This is a genomic window from Streptomyces sp. NPDC002886, assembly GCF_042888445.1.
Classification (GTDB): domain Bacteria; phylum Actinomycetota; class Actinomycetes; order Streptomycetales; family Streptomycetaceae; genus Streptomyces.
Genome location: NZ_JBIAPV010000002.1, coordinates 1,052,499 through 1,069,751, shown reverse-complemented (window position 1 = coordinate 1,069,751; position 17,253 = coordinate 1,052,499). Strand labels below are relative to the sequence as shown.

Here is a 17,253-nt window from a genome sequence, read left to right as displayed (position 1 = left end):
CAAAGCTCGACCCCGAGTGCACTCACCTGCGCCAAATGGGGGAAGGTAGAGGCAGTCAGGGCACCTCGAAGAAGAGGCACTACGTCGGTGAGGGATGACGTGAGCGACAACTCTGTAGTACTGCGGTACGCGGACGGTGAATACACCTACCCGGTGGTCGAGAGCACCGTCGGTGACCAGGGCTTCGACATCTCGAAGCTCAGGGCTCAGACCGGGCTGGTCACCCTGGACAGCGGCTACGGAAACACCGCCGCCTATAAGTCCGCCATTACCTACCTCGACGGTGAGCAGGGCATCCTGCGCTACCGCGGTTACCCGATCGAGCAGCTGGCGGAGCGCTCGACCTTCATCGAGGTCGCCTACCTGCTGATCAACGGGGAGCTGCCGACCGTCGACCAGCTCGCGTCGTTCCGCAACGAGATCACCCAGCACACGCTGCTGCACGAGGACGTCAAGCGCTTCTACGACGGCTTCCCGCGCGACGCGCACCCGATGGCGATGCTGTCCTCCGTGGTCAGCGCGCTGTCGACGTTCTACCAGGACAGCCACAACCCGTTCGACGAGAAGCAGCGCAACCTCTCGACGATCCGGCTGCTGGCCAAGCTCCCGACGATCGCGGCGTACGCGTACAAGAAGTCGGTCGGCCACCCGGTGGTCTACCCGCGCAACGACCTCGGCTACGTCGAGAACTTCCTGCGCATGACCTTCTCCGTGCCGGCCCAGGAGTACGACCTGGACCCGGTCGTGGTCGCCGCGCTCGACAAGCTGCTGATCCTGCACGCGGACCACGAGCAGAACTGCTCGACCTCCACCGTGCGTCTGGTCGGCTCCTCGCAGGCGAACATGTTCGCCTCGATCTCCGCCGGCATCTCGGCCCTGTGGGGCCCGCTGCACGGTGGCGCCAACCAGTCCGTTCTGGAGATGCTCGAGGGCATCAAGAACGACGGCGGCGATGTCGACGCCTTCATCCGCAAGGTGAAGAACAAGGAAGACGGCGTCCGCCTCATGGGCTTCGGACACCGCGTCTACAAGAGCTTCGACCCCCGGGCGAAGATCATCAAGGCGGCGGCGCACGATGTCCTCTCGGCGCTCGGCAAGGACGACGAGCTCCTCGACATCGCCCTGAAGCTGGAAGAGCACGCGCTGGCCGACGAGTACTTCGTCGAGCGCAACCTCTACCCGAACGTCGACTTCTACACCGGCCTGATCTACCGGGCCATGGGCTTCCCGACCGAGATGTTCACCGTGCTCTTCGCGATCGGCCGGCTGCCCGGCTGGATCGCCCAGTGGCACGAGATGATCAAGGAGCCCGGCTCCCGCATCGGCCGCCCGCGCCAGATCTACACCGGCGAGGTCCTGCGCGACTTCGTCCCGGTCGAGTCCCGCTGACCCGAGGGTCGAGCCGCAGGACTCGCAGCGCCCGTAGGAATGGGGCGTTCGGAACAGGAAAAGCGCCCCGCCATCGATCCCCCCACGGGTCGAAGGTCGGGGCGCTTTCCTTACCCCGGAACGGATTCCCCCCACGGGACCCGGACCGGGTGTCTGCGTGCCGAGGCAACGTGTAGTCGTACCAACACGTTTTCGGCATCGCCCCATTAGACCCATGGGGGTGTCCGATGGTTACGTCGGGGTCCCTGTGATCTGCGTCTCGTGTGAAGAGAGTGTGCGGGGGGCGTGAAGGCTGATCACTAGCGGAAGGAGCGCAGCCGCAGGCTGTTGGTGACCACGAAGACCGAGGAGAAGGCCATCGCGGCCCCCGCGATCATCGGGTTGAGCAGTCCGGCCGCGGCCAGCGGGAGCGCCGCGACGTTGTAGCCGAAGGCCCAGAAGAGGTTGCCCTTGATGGTGGCCAGGGTCCGGCGCGAGAGCCGGATCGCGTCCGCCGCCACCCGCAAGTCGCCCCGTACGAGGGTCAGATCGCTCGCCTCGATGGCCGCGTCGGTGCCGGTGCCCATGGCCAGTCCCAGGTCGGCCTGGGCCAGCGCGGCCGCGTCGTTGACCCCGTCGCCGACCATGGCGACCGTACGGCCCTCGGCCTGCAGCCGGCGTACGACGTCCACCTTGTCCTGCGGGAGGACCTCGGCGATGACCTCCTCGATGCCCACCGCGCGGGCCACCGTCTGCGCCACGGCCTTGTTGTCGCCGGTCAGCAGGACCGGCGTCAGGCCCAGGGCCCGCAGGCGGGACACGGCCTCGGCGCTGGTCTCCTTGACCGCGTCGGCCACGGTCAGCACCCCGCGGGCCTCCCCGTCCCAGGCGACCAGGACGGCGGTGGAACCCTCGGCCTCGGCGGCGGCCTTGACCTCGGCGAGGGCGGCGGGCAGCGCGATCGACCAGTCGGCGAGCAGCTTCTCGCGGCCCACCAGGACGGCGTGTCCGTCGACCACGCCCTGGACGCCGAGCCCGCCGTGGTTCTCGAAGCCCTCGGGGACCGACAGGCCGCCGGGGAGCTCCGCGGCGCCCGTCGCGATGGCCCGGGCGATCGGGTGCTCGGAGGCGTGCTCCAGCGACCCGGCCAGGCGCAGCAGTTCGTCCGCGTCCACGCCCTCGGCGGGGTGGGTGGCGGTCAGGGTCATCCGGCCGGTGGTGACGGTGCCGGTCTTGTCCAGGACGACGGTGTCCACGCGGCGGGTGGACTCCAGCACCTCGGGACCCTTGATCAGGATGCCGAGCTGCGCGCCCCGGCCGGTGCCGACCATCAGCGCGGTCGGGGTGGCCAGGCCCAGGGCGCACGGGCAGGCGATGATCAGGACGGCCACGGCGGCGGTGAAGGCGGCCGTGGGGTTGTCGGTGATCAGCAGCCAGGTGACCCAGGTGCCCAGGGCCAGGACGAGCACCACGGGGACGAAGATCCCGGAGATCCGGTCGGCGAGGCGCTGCACCTCGGCCTTGCCGTTCTGCGCGTCCTCGACCAGCTTGGCCATCCGGGCGAGCTGGGTGTCCGAGCCGACGCGGGTGGCCTCGACGACGAGGCGGCCGGAGGTGTTGACGGTGGCTCCGGTGACGCCGTCGCCCACGGTGACCTCGACCGGGACCGATTCACCGGTGAGCATGGCGGCGTCCACGGCGGAGCTGCCCTCGACGACCGTGCCGTCGGTGGCGATCTTCTCGCCGGGCCGGACGAGGAACCGGTCGCCCACCGCGAGCGCGCTCACGGGGATGCGCACCTCGGCGCCGCCGCGCAGCACCGCCACGTCCTTGGCGCCGAGCCGCATGAGGGCCTTGAGGGCCGCGCCGGCCTTCCGCTTCGAGCGGGCCTCCAGGTAGCGGCCGAGCAGGATGAAGCTGACGACTCCGGCCGCCACCTCCAGGTAGATCGCCGAGGAGGCGTCGGTGCGGGAGACCGAGAAGTCGAAGCCGTGTCGCATGCCGGGCATTCCGGCGTGGCCGAAGAACAAGGCCCACAGCGACCAGGCGAAGGCTGCCCCGGTGCCCACCGAGACCAGGGTGTCCATGGTGGCGGCGCCGTGCCGGGCGTTGGTCCAGGCGGCCTTGTGGAAGGGGAGGGCGCCCCAGACGACGACGGGGGCGGCGAGGGTCAGCGAGAGCCACTGCCAGTTGTCGAACTGCAGGGCCGGGACCATCGCGAGCACGACGACGGGCAGCGAGAGGACCACGGAAACCAGGAGGCGCTGGCGCAGGGCGGCCAGCTCGGGGTCGCGGGCCTCGTCGGGGGCCCGCGCCTCCTCGACCTGCTCGGGCTCCGGCGGCGGGGGCTCCTCGGCGGTGTAGCCGGTCTTGACGACCGTCGCGATGAGGTCGGCGACCTGTACGTCGGCGCCGTAGGAGACCTTGGCCTTCTCGGTGGCGTAGTTCACCGATGCGGTGACCCCGTCCATCCGGTTCAGCTTCTTCTCGATGCGGGCCGCGCAGGAGGCGCAGGTCATCCCGCCGATGGTCAGCTCGACCTCGGCGGTCGCTATGGGTCCGTCGTGCACTGTGCTGCTGCTCATGATCCGGGCTCCAGGGGGAGGGCCGGGCCGTACGGAACCAGTATGAGCTGGCCGGTACGGCCCGGCGGGGTGCTGCGGGTACTGCCGAAGCGGGTGCTGCCGAAGAGGAGGTGCTCAGGCCTGGCCGGCGAACTCGTAGCCGGCCTCGTCGACGGCGGCGCGCACGGCGGCCTCGTCGAGCGGGGCGGCCGAGACCACGGTGACCTCGCCGGTCGCGGCGACGGCCTTGACCGAGCTGACGCCCGCCAGTTCGGAGAGCTCGGCGGTCACCGCACCCTCGCAGTGCCCACAGGTCATGCCGGTCACCCGGTAGACGGTGGTGGTCTGGGTGTCCGTGTCGGCGCTCATGTCGTTCTCCTCTTCAGGGGCGTTTCCGGGCGGCCGGAAGGCGGCGGACGGCTCGTGGTGAGGCCACCGTTCATCCCGACACTCGAGACTATACCCCTAGGGGGTATCAACGCGAGCATCCGAGGGTCGTGCGGCTAGATCTTTTGCGGTGGACAATCCGTGCGAAGCGTATGTAAATGGCACGTATGGAGCACACGGGGATCACTCTCATCCTGATCATGTCGATCGCGGTGCTCGCGCCCCTTCTCGCGTACGGGGTCTCGCGCTGGCTCCCCGTGCCGCTGGTGATCTTCGAGATCGTCCTGGGCGTCGTGGTCGGACCCGACGTCCTCGGATGGGCCCACTCCACCGACGTCATCGACGTGCTCAGCGAGCTCGGCCTGGCGATGCTGATCTTCCTGGCCGGCTACGAGATCCAGTTCGCCCAGGTCAAGGGCGACACCCTGAAGCGGTCGGTGTGGGCCTGGGTGGCCGCCCTCGCGCTGGGGCTCGGGCTCGGACTGCTGCTGTCGGGCGGCGGGTTCGAGAAGGGGGTCTACATCGGCACCGCGCTCACCAGTACCGCGCTGGGCACGATCCTGCCGGTCCTGCGGGACTCGGGGGACCTGCAGAGCCGGTTCGGCTCGGTGATGATGGCGATGGGCGCGGTCGGCGAGTTCGGGCCGATCATCGCGATGGCCCTGCTGCTCAGCGGACGGGCGCCGGCCCAGTCGGCGGCGCTGCTGATCGGCTTCGCGGTGCTCACGGCCGCCGCGGTGTTCTGGGCGATGCGGCCCAAGCCGCCCTGGTTCGCCCGGGTCATCGCCAAGACCCTGCACAGCAGCGGTCAGTTCGCGGTGCGCCTGGTGGTGCTGATCCTCGTGGCCTTCCTCGCGCTGTCCGAGGTGCTCGGCCTCGACGTCCTGCTCGGCGCCTTCGCCGCGGGGCTGATCACCCGGCTCGTGCTGCACGGGGCCGCGCCGGAGAGCAGCGAGGCCGTGCTGTCGAAGGTGGAGGCCTTCGGTTTCGGCTTCCTGGTGCCGCTGTTCTTCGTGGTCACCGGGATCGAGTTCGACCTGACCGCGCTGCTCGGGGGCGGGCGCGTGCTCCTGCTGCTGCCGGTGTTCCTGCTGCTCTTCCTCGTGGTGCGCGGGCTCCCGATGTGGCTGCTGGCCCCCCGGGACCTCGGGCGCAAGGACCGCTCCGCACTGGTGCTGTTCGGCTCCACGGCGCTGCCGCTGGTGGTGGCGATCACCACCCTGGGCGTGCAGGCCGGGAAGCTGGAGCCGGGGGAGGCCGCGGCGCTGGTCGGGGCCGGGATGGTGTCCGTGCTGGTCTTCCCGCTGCTGGGGCTGCGGTTGCGGGCGGGGTCCGCCGCCGGCGCCGGATCCGGCGGCCCCGAGGGTGTCGGGGAGATGGTCAGCGAGGAGGAGGCGTGGTGATCATCGGGTCCAGGTAGCGGAACAGGACGGTCTTCAGCTCCGCGACGTACGCGTCCCGCTCCGCGCCCTCGCTGGCCAGGATCAGCTCGAGTGAGACCTTGACGATGCCGAGCACCATGGTGGCGACCTGCGTGAGCTCGGCGTCGGTGGCGGGGGCGCCGTCTGCGGCCGGGGTGACGCAGGCGCGCAGCACCCCCTCGACGCGGGTCAGCATGCCGACGTGCAGCTCGTCGTGCTCCTGGGCGATGCCGGGGATGCCGGAGCCGTGCATGAGCGCCAGGAAGGCCGGGTTCTCGCAGTTGAAGGCGATGACCGGATCCAGGACGGCGTCGAGCAGCTCGGGCAGCGGCCGGTCCAGGTTCTCGGGGAGGAAGGCCCGGCCGTGCGCCTCGTGGGCGCGCTGGAGGAGGTGCCCGCCCAGCTCCACGGCGATGGCCTCCTTGTTCGGGAAGAACTGGTAGAGCGTGCCCGGGGAGACGCCTGCCTCGCGGGCGATGGCGTTGGTGCTGGCCGCCGCGTAACCCGTGCGGCAGAACACCCCGGCGGCGGCTGTCAGGAGCTGGGCGATCCGGCGCTCACCGCGGGCCTGGCGGCGGCGGGGGGCGGTTTCGGCCGCGGGTTCCGCGGCCGGTGTCAGTGCTGCCTCCACGGCCGGTTCACCCGCTTTCTCCGTACTCGTGGCCCGAGGGGTCTCCCGCATGTCCAATCCCTTGCTTCCTGTTGCTTCCCGTGGGTGATTGACAAACGCGAGAGGTCGCTCGCATTCTTGGAGAACGCGAGCGACTGCTCGTGTTTGCCAGTCTAAGTTGCTTGGCAATCACGGTGAAGGGGACACCGAGACATGTCCGAAGTCAAAAAACCGCCGTCGCCTGGGGAGGGCGGCCGGTGGACCGGGCTCGTCACCACACGGCCGAGGCTCTCGCTGCTGCTCGCCCTCGTGGTCACGGCCCTGGCCGTCTTCGCCGGCGGAGGCGTCGCCGACCGACTGGGAAGCGGGGGCTGGGAGGATCCCGGCGCCCGCTCCACCTACGCCACCAAGGCGCTGGAGCGCGAGTTCCCGGGCTCCCAGCCCAATCTGCTACTCCTCGTCGACATAGGGGCCGCCGGGGCCGCCGCCGGGACGGCCGGGGTGGACGACCCGGCCGTCGCCGCCGAGGCCGAGCGGCTGACGGCGCGGCTCGCCGCCGAGCAGGGCGTGACCGGCGTCGGCTCGTACTGGCGGACCGGGCTGCCCACCCTGCGCTCCGAGGACGGCCGGCAGGCCCTGATCGCCGCCCGGGTCCTGGGCGACGAGAAGACGGCCAATGCCGTCCTGGACCGGATCGTCCCGAGCTACCGCGGTCAGCACGGACCGGTGACGGTGTCCCTCGGCGGCCCGGCCGCCGTCCAGCGCGAGGTGACCTCCACCATCCAGGAGGACCTGCTGCGCGCCGAGCTGATCGCCCTGCCCGTGACGCTCGTCCTGCTCGTCCTCGTCTTCGGCAGCGCCGTCGCGGCCCTGCTGCCCCTCGGTGTCGGCATCATCGCCGTCATCGGAACCAATGCCGTGCTGCGCGGGCTCACCGAGTTCACCGACGTCTCCGTCTTCGCGCAGAACCTGACCACCGCCCTGGGACTCGGCCTCGCCATCGACTACGCCCTGTTCATCGTGAGGAGGTTCCGCGAAGAGCTGGCCGCCGGGCGCGACCCCGTGGCGGCCGTCGGAGTCACCCTGCGCACCGCCGGGCGGACGGTCCTGTTCTCGGCGCTGACCGTGGCCGTCGCCCTCTCGGCCATGCTCTTCTTCCCGATGTACTTCCTGCGCTCCTTCGCCTACGCCGGAGTCGCGGTGGTCCTGCTCGCCGCGGCGGCCGCCCTCATCGTGCTGCCCGCCGCGCTCGTACTGCTGGGGGAGCGGGTCAACTCCTTCGACCTGCGCCGGCTGTGGCGCCGGCCCGGGCCGGCCGGGACCGACCCGGGCCGGGCCGGGGGCGGGCGGGGCTGGGCCCGGCTCACCGATCTGGTGATGCGCCGCGCCCCGCTGTTCGCCGTGGTCACCACGGCCGGACTGCTGCTGCTCGGAACGCCCTTCCTCGGGGTGAAGTTCGGCACCGTGGACGACCGGCAGCTGCCGGCGACCGCCGCGTCGCACGTGGTGCAGCAGCACATCCGCGAAGGCTTCCCGGGCAGCCCCGGCGGAGCTCTGACCGTACTGACCGAGGGGGCCTCCGGCGCCGCCGATCTCGACGCCTACAAGCGCCGGGTGGAGGCCCTGCCCGGCGTGGTGGGGGTGGCAGGGCCGGTGAGTTCGGCGGCCGGCACCGGATACGCCTACTTCTCGGTGCTCACCGAGGGCGAGGAAGTGGGGGAGGAGGCCCAGGACCTGGTGGGCCTGGTGCGGGCGGTCGAGGCACCCTTCGACACCGCCGTGACCGGACAGGCCGCGGTGCTCGTCGACGCCCGCGACGCCATAGCCGAGAAACTGCCCCTGGCCCTGGCCGTCGTGGTGCTGGCCACGCTGCTCCTGGTCTTCCTGCTCACCGGGAGCCTGCTGATACCGGTCCAGGCCGTCCTGCTCAACGCGCTGAGCCTGACGGCGATGTTCGGGGCGGTGGTGTGGGTGTTCCAGGAGGGCCACCTTTCCGGACCGCTCTCCTTCACCGCCACCGGAGACATCGAGACCACCCTGCCGGTGCTGATGTTCTGCATCGCCTTCGGACTCTCCATGGACTACGGGGTGTTCCTCATATCCCGGATCAAGGAGGAGTACGACCGGACCGGGGACCACGAGGGCGCGGTGCGCGCCGGGCTGACCCGCACGGGCGGACTGATCACCGCTGCGGCCGTGATCCTGGCGGTGGTGATGGTCGCCATCGGCAGCTCGCGGGTGACCAACACCAAGATGCTGGGCCTGGGGATCGCGCTGGCCGTGCTCATGGACGCGATGGTCGTGCGGAGCCTGCTGGTACCGGCGGTGATGAAGCTGACCGGGAAGGCCACCTGGTGGGCGCCGGCGCCGCTGCGCAGACTCCACGAACGGATCGGGCTGAGCGAGGGGGAGCCGGCCCCGGCCCCGGCCTCCGAGCGGTCCGAATCCGAGCCGGTGCCCGCCGGGAGCCGCTAGCGGACGGGGCCCGGGAGGGTCCCGTCCCTGGACCGGACGCCGCGTCAGTCCTCGCGGCGTCCGCGGTTGCCGGGCCGGCGTGCCACCCAGGTGCGGATGGTGTCGGCGTACCAGTAGGGCTTGCCACCCTCCACATGGTCGGGTGCGGGCAGCAGCCCGTGCTTGCGGTAGGAGCGCACCGTGTCCGGCTGGACCCGGATGTGAGCGGCGATCTCCTTGTACGACCACAGCTGTCGGTCGCTCATCCTCGACACCTCCTTGTCCACGCCGCGGGGCCGGCCGGGAGGCCGTCGGGGGAGCCGGCGCGTGGACACTGACGATCACTCAGGTTGTGCCCGGGGAACGACGCAGGGTGAGGTCAGGGGAGGGGCTGTCGCCCGGCTGTGACGCAAGACCCGCGTAATGCGGACATGCGTGACACACCGGCAACCCTCGTGACACAGGTGGCACATACGGCGCGGGCGCCGCCCCGGTGGCGCGCGATCACATGGGGAGGGAGAGGAGCCGCACCGGGCCCGAGGGCCAGGTCGCGTTCTCGTGCAGGGGGGTCACCATGGTGCGGAGCGGCATGGGGACCGAGCGGTCTCCGGGTTGTTCGACGAGGACCTCCTGGTCGAGCAGGTGCCATCCGAGGTGTTCGTACAGCGGCACGAGCGGCGGCCGGCAGAACAGGAGCGCGTGCCGGGGGCCCATCGTGCGCGCGTGGCGGAGTGCGGCCGCGAGGGCGAGCCGCGCCAGCCCGCGACCGCGTACGTCGGGGGCTACGGCCACTCCTCCGACGCCCACCACCTCCGTCTCGGCGCCGCCGATCGCGACGGGCAGCCGGAGCAGGCCCGCGTGTGCCAGCAGCCGGTCGTCCGCCGTGACGCCGAAGTGTTCCTCCTTGGGCAGCCACTTCAAGCCGGCCGCGCTCACACCGAACGGGTCGGCGCCGCCACCGAGGATCTCGTCCTGTTCCGTTTTCGTGTACCGGGAGAGTCGCATCGCGACCGGGATCGCGGAGGAAGGTATCTCGGGCATTCCCCCATGATGCCCCGTCGGCCGGGGACCGGCTGTGGGGTGTGCCCCGGGGCCCGGGCGGGTGGATCAGCGGTACAGGGGCGGGCGTTCGGCCAGTTCCACCGGGGTGCGTGCGCCGGTGCGGGCCGCGGCGATGCCCGCCTCGGAGACGGCGGCCGCCGCGTAGCCGTCCCACGCGTCGGGGCCGTCCACCCGGCCCAGCGCGGTCGCCGCGACCCAGCGGCGGAGCTGGCGGTCGTAGGCGTCGGCGAAGCGGACCGTGAAGTCCTGGTCGATCTCCCCGCCCCACCGGCCCGCCGACTGGACGACCATCGCGTGGCCGTCGCCGATCCGGGCACTGCCGGACTCGCCGACTGCCTCGCACTGCACCTGGTAGCCGAAGCCGCAGTTGACGAAGATCTCCACGTCCACCACGGCTCCGCCCGAGGTCTCCATGAGGACCAGCCGGGGATCGCGCAGTCCCTCGCGGGCGGCCGAAGTGGGTGTCGGCGACAGCACGGTCACCGCGGTGATCTCCTGGCCCAGCAGCCAGCGGGCCGCGTCCACCTCGTGCACCACCGAATCGCTGATCAGCATCTCGCTGGTGAAGAAAGACGGCGAGGAGGCGTTGCGGTGCCGGCAGTGCAGGAACAGCGGCCGCCCGATGCCACCCGCGTCGAGCAGCTCCTTGAGCCGTGCGTACTCGGCGTCGTAGCGCCGCATGAACCCGACCTGGACGAGCCGGCGGCCCAGCCGCGCCTCCGCCTCCATGATCCGCAGGGCGCCCGCCGGATCGGGGGTCAGCGGCTTCTCGCAGAGCACCGGCAGCCGCCGCTCCAACGCGTGCAGGATCGCTTCCTCATGGGCGGGCCCGGGCGAGGCGATCAGTACGGCGTCCACCCCGGGCGCCGCTATCGCGGCCGCCGGATCGGTGTGCGCGACCGCCCCGTCCAGACCGGCCGCGACCTCCTTGACCCGGTCCCCGTCCGGGTCGGCCACGGCCACCACCCGGGCCCCGCCGACCGTCCGGCCGAAGCGGCTGACGTGGTCGGAGCCCATCTTCCCGGTACCGATGACGGCGATGCCGAGCGTGCTGGTCATGTTCTGTTCCTCCACGAGAGTTCGTACGGCCGGGGAGCGGGGGGTCCGGTCCGGTTCAGCGCGCGCCGCAGGAGCGCAGGTGGGCGCGGGTGCGGCGGGCGATCGGCAGCGGCCGGTCGGGCGGGCACGGGTACATGTCCTGCTCCACGATGGCGAACAGGTCCACGCCGAGCCGCTCGGCGGCCGCCAGCACCGGTTCCAGCGCGGGCACCCCCGCCGGCGGCTCGCACATCACCCCGCGGGCCACCGCCGGCCCGAAGGGGACCTGGTCCCGGACGACTTCGGCGAGGATCCGCGGGTCGACCTGCTTGAGGTGGAGGTAGCCGATCCGCTCGCCGAAGGTCTCGATGGCCCGGACGCTGTCGCCGCCGCAGTACGCGTAGTGCCCGGTGTCCAGGCAGAGGGAGACCAGCGCGGGATCGGTGGCGTCGAGGAAGCGCGCCACGTTCCCGGGGGTGTCGATGTGCGTGTCCGCGTGCGGGTGGACGACGATCCGCAGCCCGTACTCGTCCTGGACCCGCTTCCCCAGCCGCTCGGTCTGCGTGGTCAGTTCGCGCCAAGCCTCCGGGGTGAGGGTGCGGTCCTCCAGGACCTCGCCGGTCTTGTCGTCCCGCCAGAACGACGGGATCACGACGAGGTGCGCCGCGCCCATGGCCCGGGTGAGCTCCGCGATCCGCGACACGTGCTCCCAGGTCTCCTCCCACACGGCGGGCCCGTGATGGAGTCCGGTGAAGACGGTTCCCGCGGAGACCCGCAGGCCGCGCGCCGCGACCTCGGCGGCGAGCCGGACGGGATCGGTGGGGAGATAGCCGTAGGGGCCGAGTTCGATCCACTCGTACCCGGCTTCGGCGACCTCGTCCAGGAACCGCTCCCACGGGGTCTGCCGCGGATCGTCGGGGAACCAGACCCCCCAGGAGTCCGGCGCCGAACCGACGCGGATACGGGTCAACGCGGGCGGTGAGGACGTCATACGGCCACCTTAGGGTGCGAGGCTCTTCGGTACGGGGAGCACTCGGTCGGGAGGATTGGTGTGGTGATGGCTGCGGATCCGTTGGCGTTCGACCTGATCACGATGGGGCGGATCGGGGTGGATCTCTACCCCCTGAAGACGGGCGTACCGCTCGGCGAGGCGGACACCTTCGGGAAGTTCCTGGGTGGTTCCCCGACCAACGTCGCCGTCGCGGCGGCCCGGCTGGGCCGGCGGACGGCGGTGATCACCCGGACCGGCGCGGACCCCTTCGGCGCGTATCTCCGGGCGGAACTCCGCGGGTTCGGGGTGGACGAGCGGTGGGCCGGGGAGGTGGCGGCCTATCCGACGCCGGTGACCTTCTGCGAGATCTTCCCGCCGGACGATTTCCCGCTGTACTTCTACCGGTACCCGAAGGCGCCGGACCTGGAGATCGCCGCGGACGAGCTCGACCTCGACGCGGTGCGGGCGGCGCGGATGTTCTGGATGACCGGTACGGGGCTCAGCGCCGAGCCGAGCCGGACGGCGACCCTGACCGCGCTGGAAGCGCGCGGCAGAAGCCCGTTCACGGTGTTCGACCTGGACTGGCGGCCCATGCTGTGGCCCTCCGGGGAGGGGGGCACCGAGGCCCCCGGTGAGTGGTACCGCCGGGCGCTGTCCCTCGCCACGGTCGCCGTGGGCAACGCCGAGGAGTGCGCGATCGCCACCGGCGAGACCGAGCCGTACGCGGCGGCGCGGGCGCTGCTCGCGGCCGGCGTGGAGCTGGCGGTCGTCAAGCGGGGCCCGGCCGGGGTCCTGGCCGTCCATCGCGACGGGACGGTGGCGGAGCTTCCTCCGGTACCGGTGACGGTCGTCAACGGCCTGGGCGCCGGAGACGCGTTCGGCGGGGCGCTGTGCCACGGGCTCCTCGCGGGCTGGGAGTTGGAACGGGTGATCGGCTACGCCAACGCGGCCGGGGCGATCGTGGCCTCGCGGCTGGCCTGTTCGACGGCGATGCCGTTCGCGGCGGAAGTGGAGGAGGTGCTCGGCCGTGCCGGTGGTGTCTGAGTGGGCGATGGAGTGGACGAGGCTGCTCGTGCTCGACCTCGCACCGGGGGAGGTGTACGCGCACCCGTGCGGGGAGTCGGAGTGGATCGTCCTGCCCCTGGCGGGTGGCTGCGAGATCCGCTGCGCGGAGCCTTCCCCCACCCCGCCCCTTCCCGAAACCGGGGGCGGAGCCCCCGGCCCGCCGGTCTTCCGACTGCGGGGGCGGCGCGGGGTGTTCGACGGTCCCACCGACTTCGCCTACCTCCCCCGGGAGGGGCACGCCGAGGTCACGTCCCGGGAGGGCGGCCGCTTCGCGCTCGTCGGGGCCCGCTGCGAGCAGCGCCTCCCCGCGCGGTACGGGCCCGCGCGCGCGGTCCCCGTAGAGCTCCGCGGAGCCGGACAGTGCTCCCGGCAGGTCAACAACTTCGCCGCCGCCGGAGTCTTCGACTGTGACCGGCTCATCGCCGTGGAGGTGCTCACCCCCGGCGGCAACTGGTCCTCGTACCCGCCCCACAAGCACGACGAGCACCACCCCGGCGAGGAATCCCGGCTGGAGGAGATCTACTACTACGAGATCGCCCCGCACGGGGACACGCCCGGCCTCGGCTATCAGCGTGTCAGCCCCTCCCCGGCGGGGAAGACCGACATCCTCACCGAGGTGAGGACCGGTGACGCGGTCCTCATCCCGGACGGCTGGCACGGCCCCTCCATCGCCGCGCCCGGCCACGACATGTACTACCTCAACGTCATGGCGGGCCCCGGCGCGACCCGGGAGTGGCTCATCCGCGATCACCCCGATCACGGCTGGATCCGCTCCACCTGGGCCGGTCAGGACATTGATTCACGGCTCCCCTTCCCCCGAGCGGAGGACCCCGCATGACACCGACCGTCCGGCTCACCGTCGCGCAGGCCCTCGTCCGCTTCCTCTCCCGCCAGTACACCGAGCGCGACGGGCACCGGCAGCGGCTCATCGCCGCCACCTGGGGGATCTTCGGGCACGGCAACGTCGCCGGCATCGGCCAGGCCCTGCTGGAGAGCGGCCGCGGGGAGATGCCGTTCCTCCAGGGCCGCAGCGAGCAGGCCATGGTGCACGCCGCCGTCGGGTACGCCCGGCAGAGCGGGCGGCTGTCCGCGCACGCCGTCACCACCTCCATCGGACCGGGCGCCACCAACCTCGTCACCGGGGCCGCCCTCGCCACCATCAACCGGATCCCGGTGCTCCTGCTGCCCGGGGACGCCTTCGCGACCCGGCCCGCCGACCCCGTCCTCCAGCAGCTGGAGGTCCCCCACGCGGGTGATGTCTCCGTCAACGACACCCTGCGCCCCGTCTCCCGCCACTTCGACCGCGTCACCCGTCCCGAGGCCCTGATCCCCGCCGCGCTCCAGGCCGTACGGGTCCTCACCGACCCCGTGAGCACCGGCGCCGTCACGCTCGCGCTGCCCCAGGACGTCCAGGCCGAGGCGTACGACTGGCCGGAGGAGTTCTTCGCCGAGCGGGTGTGGGGCGTACGCCGGCCCCGGCCCGACCGGACCGAGCTGGCCGCCGCCGCCCGGGCCGTACGGGGCTGCGCCCGGCCGCTGATCATCGCCGGCGGCGGGATCCGGCACAGCGGGGCGCAGGCGGCGCTGGCGGAGTTCGCCGCGGCCACCGGGATTCCGGTGGCCTCCACCCAGGCGGGCAAGGGGGCCCTGCCCTGGGACCACCCCGCCGACGTGGGCGGGATCGGGCACACCGGCACGTCCACCGCCGACGCGCTGGCCCGCGAAGCCGATCTGGTGATCGCCGCCGGGACCCGGCTCACCGATTTCACCACCGCCTCCGCGACCCTGTTCCAGCACCCCGGCGTGCGCTTCCTCGGGCTCAACCTCGACCCGTACGACGCCCACAAGCTCGCCGCCCGCCCCTTGGTCTGCGATGCGCGGGAGGGCCTGGAGGAACTCCTGGCCGAGGTCGCCGGGTACCGGGTGGACCCCCCGTACGAGGCGGCGTACAAAGAAGGGAAGAGGGCGTGGGAGCGGCTGGTCGACGGGGCCTACGCGGCTCCCGACGAGGACTCCGTCCCGACGCAGGCACAGGTGCTGGGCCTGCTGGACGGCCTCGTCGACGGTGACGACATCCTGATCAATGCCGCCGGTTCGCTCCCCGGGGACCTGCACAAGCTGTGGCGGGCCCGTTCCGCGGACCAGTACCACGTCGAATACGGGTACTCCTGCATGGGCTACGAGATCCCCGCCGCGATCGGCACCGCGCTGGCCGCCCCCGGCCGGCCGGTGTGGGCGCTGGTCGGCGACGGGACGTACCTGATGAACCCGACCGAGATCGTCACCGCCGTCCAGGAGGGGATCCCGGTCAGGCTGGTGATCCTCGACAACCACGGGTACGCCTCCATCGGCGGCCTCTCGGACGCGGTGGGCGCCGAGGGGTTCGGTACCGCCTACCGCTTCCGGGCGGTGGACGGTTCGTACAGCGGTGCGCCGCTGCCGCTGGACCTGGCGGCCAACGCGGCCTCCCTCGGGATGGCCGTGATCCGCCCCCGCACCATCGGTGACCTGCGCAAAGCCCTCGCCCGAGCGCGCGAGGCGGACCGTCCCACATGTGTCTACGTGCAGACCCGAACACCCGACACTGTGTCGGGCCCGCCCCCCGCACAGGCGTGGTGGGATGTACCTGTGGCCGAGACCGCGACCCGTACGTCGGCGGTGGAAGCCCGAGAAGAGTACGACCGGCAAGCCGCGCAGCGACGTCGCCATCTGTGAAGGAGTTAGGCATGAAGACCGTCAACCACTGGATCGGTGGCAAGACCGTCGAGGGCGCGTCGGGCAACTACGGCCCGGTCACCGACCCGGCCACCGGCGAGGTCACCACGCAGGTCGCCCTCGCGTCCGCCGACGAGGTCGACGCGGCCGTACAGGTCGCCAAGGAGGCGTTCCTGTCCTGGGGGCAGTCCTCGCTGGCCGCCCGCACCAAGGTGCTGTTCGCCTACCGCGCCCTGCTGGACGCCAACCGCGACGCGATCGCCGAGCTGATCGTCGCCGAGCACGGCAAGGTGCACTCCGACGCGCTGGGCGAGGTCGCCCGCGGCCTGGAGATCGTCGAGCTGGCCTGCGGGATCACCGTGCAGCTCAAGGGCGAGCTGTCCACCTCGGTCTCCAGCCGCGTGGACGTCTCCTCGATCCGCCAGCCGATCGGCGTCGTCGCGGGCATCACCCCGTTCAACTTCCCGGCGATGGTGCCGATGTGGATGTTCCCGCTGGCCGTGGCCTGCGGCAACACCTTCATCCTCAAGCCGAGCGAGAAGGACCCCTCGGCCTCCACGCTGCTGGCGCAGCTGGCGAGCCAGGCCGGTCTGCCGGCGGGCGTGCTGAACGTGGTCCACGGTGACAAGGTCGCCGTCGACGCGCTCCTGGCGCACCCCGACATCGCGGCCGTCTCCTTCGTGGGCTCGACCCCGATCGCCCGTCACATCCACACCACCGCCTCGGCCAACGGCAAGCGCGTCCAGGCCCTGGGCGGCGCCAAGAACCACATGCTGGTGCTGCCGGACGCCGACCTGGACGCCGCCGCCGACGCCGCGGTCTCGGCCGCCTACGGCTCGGCCGGCGAGCGCTGCATGGCCATCTCCGCGGTCGTGGCCGTCGGCTCCATCGCCGACACCCTCGTCGACAAGATCCGCGAGCGCGCCGAGAAGATCAAGATCGGCCCCGGCAACGACCCGACCTCCGAGATGGGCCCGCTGATCACCGCGGCCCACCGCGACAAGGTCGCCTCCTACGTGACGGGCGCCGCGGCGCAGGGCGCGGACGTGGTCCTGGACGGCACCGGCTACACGGTGGAGGGCAAGGAGAACGGCCACTGGATCGGCCTCTCGCTGCTGGACAACGTCAAGACCGACTCCGACGCCTACCGCGACGAGATCTTCGGCCCGGTGCTGTGCGTGCTGCGCGTGGACACCTACGAGGAGGGCGTGGCGCTCATGAACGCCTCGCCGTTCGGCAACGGCACCGCCATCTTCACCCGTGACGGCGGCGCCGCCCGGCGCTTCCAGCTGGAGATCGAGGCGGGCATGGTCGGCGTCAACGTGCCGATCCCGGTGCCGGTGGGCTACCACTCCTTCGGTGGCTGGAAGGACTCCCTCTTCGGCGACCACCACATCTACGGCAACGACGGCACCCACTTCTACACCCGGGGCAAGGTCGTCACGACCCGCTGGCCCGACCCGTCGGACGCCCCGGCCGGCGTGGACCTCGGATTCCCGCGCAACCACTGACCGCCGGGCGCGGCCCCGGCCGGATCCCGGCCGGGCGCACGGCCCGTAGGACCGCAGGCCCCGTAGG

The 17,253-nt window shown here is 71.8% G+C and carries 14 protein-coding genes; 7 read left to right on the top strand and 7 right to left on the bottom strand.

The window, feature by feature from the left end; translation table 11 throughout:
- Positions 1–99 precede the first annotated feature (99 nt).
- Positions 100–1,389: a citrate synthase gene (locus ACFYYB_RS11040; RefSeq protein ID WP_243335006.1), complete on the top strand. Its 1,290-nt coding sequence runs from the start codon at positions 100–102 to the stop codon at positions 1,387–1,389.
- Positions 1,390–1,688: 299 nt separating this feature from the next.
- On the opposite strand, the gene ACFYYB_RS11035 is transcribed toward ACFYYB_RS11040, so the two are convergent.
- Both ACFYYB_RS11035 and ACFYYB_RS11030 read right to left on the bottom strand, forming a co-directional pair.
- Positions 1,689–3,953, bottom strand: coding sequence for a heavy metal translocating P-type ATPase (locus tag ACFYYB_RS11035; RefSeq protein ID WP_389434627.1), 2,265 nt, complete (start codon positions 3,951–3,953; stop codon positions 1,689–1,691).
- Positions 3,954–4,067: 114 nt separating this feature from the next.
- Positions 4,068–4,301: a heavy-metal-associated domain-containing protein gene (locus ACFYYB_RS11030; RefSeq protein ID WP_266877713.1), complete on the bottom strand. Its 234-nt coding sequence runs from the start codon at positions 4,299–4,301 to the stop codon at positions 4,068–4,070.
- A 185-nt stretch (positions 4,302–4,486) separates the two neighbouring features.
- Here ACFYYB_RS11030 and ACFYYB_RS11025 point away from each other — a divergent pair, with 185 nt between their 5' ends.
- Positions 4,487–5,722 carry a cation:proton antiporter gene (locus tag ACFYYB_RS11025; protein ID WP_389434994.1) on the top strand — a complete coding sequence of 412 codons (1,236 nt, stop codon included), beginning with the start codon at positions 4,487–4,489 and terminating at the stop codon, positions 5,720–5,722.
- Here ACFYYB_RS11025 and ACFYYB_RS11020 read toward each other — a convergent pair.
- Complete coding sequence (locus ACFYYB_RS11020; protein WP_389434625.1) at positions 5,700–6,422, bottom strand: TetR/AcrR family transcriptional regulator; 723 nt, start codon at positions 6,420–6,422, stop codon at positions 5,700–5,702. The two genes, ACFYYB_RS11025 and ACFYYB_RS11020, sit on opposite strands and share 23 nt — an antisense overlap.
- Before the next feature lie 141 nt (positions 6,423–6,563).
- Here ACFYYB_RS11020 and ACFYYB_RS11015 point away from each other — a divergent pair, with 141 nt between their 5' ends.
- On the top strand, positions 6,564–8,825 hold the full coding sequence (locus ACFYYB_RS11015) for an MMPL family transporter (protein ID WP_389434624.1): 2,262 nt from the start codon (positions 6,564–6,566) through the stop codon (positions 8,823–8,825).
- Positions 8,826–8,869: 44 nt separating this feature from the next.
- On the opposite strand, the gene ACFYYB_RS11010 is transcribed toward ACFYYB_RS11015, so the two are convergent.
- The 4 genes from ACFYYB_RS11010 to ACFYYB_RS10995 all read right to left on the bottom strand — a co-directional run bounded on the left by ACFYYB_RS11010 (position 8,870) and on the right by ACFYYB_RS10995 (position 11,895).
- Entirely contained in the window at positions 8,870–9,070 is a 201-nt protein-coding gene (locus ACFYYB_RS11010) for an AlpA family transcriptional regulator (protein WP_030297784.1), read from the bottom strand.
- 238 nt (positions 9,071–9,308) lie between these two features.
- On the bottom strand, positions 9,309–9,845 hold the full coding sequence (locus ACFYYB_RS11005) for a GNAT family N-acetyltransferase (protein WP_389434622.1): 537 nt from the start codon (positions 9,843–9,845) through the stop codon (positions 9,309–9,311).
- A gap of 66 nt (positions 9,846–9,911) precedes the next feature.
- Positions 9,912–10,925: a Gfo/Idh/MocA family protein gene (locus tag ACFYYB_RS11000; RefSeq protein WP_389434620.1), complete on the bottom strand. Its 1,014-nt coding sequence runs from the start codon at positions 10,923–10,925 to the stop codon at positions 9,912–9,914.
- Positions 10,926–10,980: 55 nt separating this feature from the next.
- Positions 10,981–11,895: a sugar phosphate isomerase/epimerase family protein gene (locus ACFYYB_RS10995; protein WP_389434618.1), complete on the bottom strand. Its 915-nt coding sequence runs from the start codon at positions 11,893–11,895 to the stop codon at positions 10,981–10,983.
- A 66-nt stretch (positions 11,896–11,961) separates the two neighbouring features.
- On the opposite strand from ACFYYB_RS10995, the gene iolC reads away from it, so the two are divergent.
- Genes iolC through ACFYYB_RS10975 form a run of 4 tightly spaced genes read left to right on the top strand, consistent with a single transcriptional unit; the run spans position 11,962 to position 17,186 of the window.
- Positions 11,962–12,939 carry a 5-dehydro-2-deoxygluconokinase gene (gene iolC, locus ACFYYB_RS10990; RefSeq protein ID WP_389434617.1) on the top strand — a complete coding sequence of 326 codons (978 nt, stop codon included), beginning with the start codon at positions 11,962–11,964 and terminating at the stop codon, positions 12,937–12,939.
- A gap of 7 nt (positions 12,940–12,946) precedes the next feature.
- A complete protein-coding gene (gene iolB, locus ACFYYB_RS10985; RefSeq protein WP_389434992.1) occupies positions 12,947–13,798 on the top strand; it encodes a 5-deoxy-glucuronate isomerase in 852 nt (283 codons plus the stop codon).
- Entirely contained in the window at positions 13,795–15,675 is a 1,881-nt protein-coding gene (iolD, locus tag ACFYYB_RS10980) for a 3D-(3,5/4)-trihydroxycyclohexane-1,2-dione acylhydrolase (decyclizing) (protein ID WP_389434615.1), read from the top strand. Before iolB ends, iolD begins: the two co-directional genes overlap by 4 nt.
- An 11-nt stretch (positions 15,676–15,686) precedes the next feature.
- A complete protein-coding gene (locus ACFYYB_RS10975) occupies positions 15,687–17,186 on the top strand; it encodes a CoA-acylating methylmalonate-semialdehyde dehydrogenase (protein ID WP_389434614.1) in 1,500 nt (499 codons plus the stop codon).
- Positions 17,187–17,253 lie beyond the last annotated feature (67 nt).